Source organism: Metabacillus fastidiosus NBRC 101226 (genome assembly GCF_001591625.1).
GTDB classification, from domain to species: Bacteria; Bacillota; Bacilli; order Bacillales; family Bacillaceae; genus Metabacillus; species Metabacillus fastidiosus.
Map to the genome: position 1 here is coordinate 1 of NZ_BCVG01000175.1, position 4,690 is coordinate 4,690.

The 4,690-nt window shown below is 33.1% G+C and carries 5 protein-coding genes; 1 reads left to right on the forward strand and 4 read right to left on the reverse strand.

The window, feature by feature from the left end:
• Positions 1-49: 49 nt before the first annotated feature.
• From BFA01S_RS20860 to BFA01S_RS20875, 4 genes are all read right to left on the reverse strand, one after another.
• Entirely contained in the window at positions 50-793 is a 744-nt protein-coding gene (locus tag BFA01S_RS20860; protein ID WP_066235469.1) for an N-acetylmuramoyl-L-alanine amidase family protein, read from the reverse strand.
• A gap of 233 nt (positions 794-1,026) precedes the next feature.
• Positions 1,027-2,079, reverse strand: coding sequence for a YHYH domain-containing protein (locus BFA01S_RS20865; RefSeq protein WP_066235471.1), 1,053 nt, complete (start codon positions 2,077-2,079; stop codon positions 1,027-1,029).
• Positions 2,080-2,441: 362 nt separating this feature from the next.
• Complete coding sequence (locus tag BFA01S_RS20870) at positions 2,442-2,669, reverse strand: hypothetical protein (protein WP_066235473.1); 228 nt, start codon at positions 2,667-2,669, stop codon at positions 2,442-2,444.
• Between the two features lie 130 nt (positions 2,670-2,799).
• Entirely contained in the window at positions 2,800-3,390 is a 591-nt protein-coding gene (locus tag BFA01S_RS20875) for a 3'-5' exonuclease family protein (protein WP_066235474.1), read from the reverse strand.
• A gap of 287 nt (positions 3,391-3,677) precedes the next feature.
• Between BFA01S_RS20875 and BFA01S_RS20880 the strand changes: the two genes are divergently transcribed.
• The gene (locus tag BFA01S_RS20880) at positions 3,678-4,535 is read left to right on the forward strand and encodes a manganese catalase family protein (protein ID WP_066235476.1); all 858 of its coding nucleotides are present in this window, start codon (positions 3,678-3,680) and stop codon (positions 4,533-4,535) included.
• Positions 4,536-4,690: the final 155 nt, after the last annotated feature.

Here is a 4,690-nt window from a genome sequence, read left to right on the forward strand (position 1 = left end):
GATGGAAGTTTCACTTTATATATCCGCTTCCCGTTTCTTAACCAATCACCTATTCTTTAGCCTTTAATTTACCAGATTCAATTGCTTTAACTAATCCATTTAACATAGAAATAAGAGTAATTTCATATTCTTTTGTTACTTTATAGTCTTTTTGAATAATTCCGTAACTCTCTAGTTTTTCAATTGCGTTTTGAGCAGCTTCTGAAATCTTCATTTCTTGAACAGCTCCTTTTGGTATAGATTTACTGGGCAGAGCTAAAAACTTGGCAATTCCTCTTGCGTATGCTCCAGCCATATCCCTTAAAAATTCGTCATTCTTCAATAATTCAGAATCACTTGAATCAATATAGGAAATCTCTGTTAATATCGCCGGCATATGAGTTCTGCGCACTACTGCCAAATTCCCTCGCTTCGTATCATCTCCATGAGAACCTAATCCATATTTCTTAGCTGTTTCTAATGCTTCCGTATTCACTAATTTTTGCAGCTGGATAGAACCGGCACTTGGTTTACTGTAAATATAAGATTCATACCCTGTACCGCCTCCTGCATTCACATGATTGGAGATAAACACATCCGCATCATACCGATTGCTTATATTTGCACGCTCCGATAACTCGATAAACACATCGCTGTTTCTTGTCAGTTTAGCCTCAAACCCTGTGTAATGGCTATCCAAATATTCTTTAAGATACTTCGAAATAGTAAGGGTAATATCTTTTTCAAGTAAGCCATTTCCTGTTGCTCCAGAGTCTTTTCCTCCATGCCCTGCATCAATTATGATTTTTTTCATTATTTATCCACTCCTTACAATATTAAATGCAAAATCAATTCCTTTTGACAGTATGTTTTTTAACAGGTCTTTTCCTCCATTTCTTGTCTTACTCTTTGTGTTCAAGTATTGATAACATATTTATAGGAGAATTGAAAAATATGAGAAACAGCAAAGTTATTACAAAATTTATCTATTAAAAAAGCCTTCTCTATTCAGAGAAGGGCTTTTATTTCTTCATTAATATTATAAGTTTAACCTAATAAATATCTAACTAAGTCTTCCTTATCTTTTAGATCACTTGTCACAGTTGCCGGAAGATTTTTATAACCACCAGCTGCTTTGATTGCAACGGCTCTTTCTTTTAATCTGTCTAACTTACTTAAATTATTTCTAGCTTCCGTTTCTTCACCGGAATAATATAAGTTTTCGATATTTTGCAATAAACGAAATTGTGATACTTCATAAATCGTTCTCTCTTTTAAAATTTTAGCAGACTTTATAAATCTGTTCCCTAACTTATCCCGATTTTCCTTACCGGATACTTTTCCAATTTTAGCTTCTGTAATTTGAATTTGTTTTACAAAATAATCGTATTCCTCATTAATCTGGTATATGTCACCTTGTCCTATCAGCTGGCTAAAATAATAGGCCTTCTTATTTAAGTAATTCCCATAAGTAAGAGCCTCTTGATAACGAAGATCATTATTTACTGAATTAGGCAGAGCATTATATCCGCCGGATTTTTTTATCTGTGCTGCTTTTTTTACGAGGCGGTCTAACTTGCTAAATTCTTCAGAAACATCATAATCCTCATTTATGTAAGAATTAATTTGTGAAAGTAATCGTAATTGTGATACTTCATAAATCGTTCTTTCTTTTGCTATTTTTGATGGCTTAACATACTTCTGTGAAAGTTTACTTCTATTATCCGAACCGTAGACGTAACCGATCAAATGTTCAACATAGCTAAGCTGGTCAGTAAACTGATCATACAGTCCATCTATTTTCTTTATATCTCCTGAGTTAATTGCCATATTAAAATCATTCAATAATTTTAATAAATATTCACCTTCAGAAACTGCAGCATTATAATCCTGTTTTCTAACTTCTTTTTCATTATCAACATATACTGATTCATCATAATGGTAATGATATTCACCATAATCGTATCCCCAGTATCCGCAGTTTGTCCAGCAATGATGTCCCCCATTGGCATCTGTATTACCTGGATGGGCACTTGCAAAAGAAGGCATTAACAACAGTGCCAATCCTAATAAAAGAGTAGTAATAAATAGCTTTCTCAATCAAAATTCCCCCTAATTTTCTTGTACTCCAATATATTAATAAGAAGGAAACGAAAAAGATAGTGTATAAATATCCCAAAATCCCCAGAGGTATTTACTTTCGGTTTCAATGACATCTCTTCCAATTAAAACAGCACCGATCCGTTCGGAACATTGCTAAAATTCTGGGGAAAACAAAAAGGACTTTTAAAAAGTCCTATTAAACACATCGTATATTTTAATCAGTTACCTTTCTACTCTGCAAATTGGTTATCGTTATGTCCATATGTTGCTAATACAATAAGGGACATATTATAAATGTATAATATCTCTCTTTACTTTTTTCAATATTTTTCAAATTAAGTATTAATAAAATAAGCCTATCAGCTCTTATCCAGTCCATTCTCATCATCAAAAAAATCCTTTAATGACTCTGAATTTGTATCATTCGCATTCTTGAAGTAAGGGTTTTCTTCACTTGGGTCTTTTGGATCCAGATTAGTTTTTATTACTAAAATTGGTTCCGATGTATTCCTTTCAGCAATAACTCGGTCATCTAATTCTTTAAAGTCCGGCAAATTTTTATTTCCCGGCTGTTGCGGTTCTGTCATTCTAACACCTCCCTTATCGCTATGTTGCTCAGGCACATAAAAATTATGTGGAATTTGAAGTATATAAAAAAGGTCTTTAATTAAAAGGTCTTCTTCCCTGTTTTTATAACAGAAATACTTATTAATTTATTCATTTTTCTTTTACAATTTTTATTTTTTCAGAAAGATTTGCTAATAGATGATTCATATTTTTTAATTGATTTGTTACTAAATAAGTTGCTGGAACATCGAATTGCATTTTACAAAAAGTCGTTGATTCATTCATTTTAAACTGAATACTATCTTCTTGGTCATACATTTCACCAAAGGTCACATTATCCTGATTTGAAATAATAAAAAGATGATAAGGTACAAGTGATTTTTTAACAACTTCAGCAAGCTGATTTTCATCCGTTACTTTGACCGTAAAAATCAATACATCTAAGTATGTATCCCCTTGTTCTTCTGTTATTGTACATACTGAATTTTGAGGTATAAACTTGTGACTATAAATTAAATGAAGTTTATCTAATCTCTCCTTCATACCATCAAAATCAAAATCATACCATTCATAGGTAACATACAATGGGAACTGATTTAGTTCGGAGAAAAATGAGATAAAGAATTCTTCAATATCTTCATCTTCTGCATATATATCATAAACTGTTTCAGGTAAAGGTTTTACTAAAAAGTCATGGTATTGTTTAAAATCATACATTTGCTCTCTAATATAAATTTTCACTTTATCACTCCCAAAAAGTTCTATAAACTATCAAAATATTGATCCCCTTTTTCTTATGGAAACTTAATAATTCTTTTATTCACCTAATACTCCTACTGCCACATTACGTTCATTGCTCTTTCCATCAATATGATCAAATTTTTTAAAACCTTTATTAAAAATTGAATATAAACCCATTCTATCTTCTTTTATAAAAAGGGTATCAATTCCTGTTTTTTAGGAATAATTAACCTGTTATTCAGCATCATAAGTAGGAATCACTTAAATAAAGAGGAGATTGATGCTGTATGTATTTTTATAAAGAAGATTTAATTAACATGATTGTCCCTGATAAACCAGATCCGCATGCCGCAAAAGTGCTTCAAGAAACACTAGGTGGGCAATTCGGTGAAATGAGAACGATGATGCAATATTCCTTCCAGAGTGCTAATTTCAGGGGGAAAGCGAAACAATATCGTGACTTGCTTAGAGGCGTGTTTCTAGAAGAACTAAGTCATGTGGAACTCGTTCAATCAACAATCAATCAGCTTTTAAATGAAGCTGGAGGAAGTATGCCAGGTAATCAGGCAGATGATAGCGCTCCTTTAGACGATGTCATACAAGAAGGTGCTAATCCTCATCATTTTATTATCGGGGCTAAAGCATCTCTTCCTGTAGATGCAGGTGGCAATCCATGGAATGGATCTTGGGTATATGATCATGGTAATCTGTCAGCTAACCTGTTAAATAACGTCGTTCTTGAATCCACAGGAGTTCTTCAAAAATCAAGAATTTACGAAATGAGCAGTAATAAGACATTACGAGAAACGATTGCTTTCTTAATGGTTCGGGATAATGCCCATCAGAATGCATTCGCTAAAGCATTGGAAACATTAGGTGTCGATTGGGGAAAATTATTCCCGATTCCAAATTATGATTTAAATAAATACCCTGAATGCCGCAAATATGTAGAAATGGGCTTCCATAATGCTCAATTCAACTTCAGGCTCGATGATACCCGTATGGGTGAAATCTTCCAAGGTCCAACTCCGAGCAGAAATGGTGGAGACTTATCAGTTACGGAACCTCCAAAAGGATATCCAGTACCTGAAATGCCTGATATGCCTAACGAGCATGCTCCAGGTCTTTATGACTTGAATAATTAAATTTTTTTTTAGCTCAACCACTTCAACTTGCGTCCTCAATTTTTGGGACGCTTTTTTATTTCAAAGTTTATGTCTATAACGAAATATAATATAAATTCTATAAAGTGAAACTTCCATCAGTGGAGATTTTTCTCCCCCCACTGATGGTTAGTTTA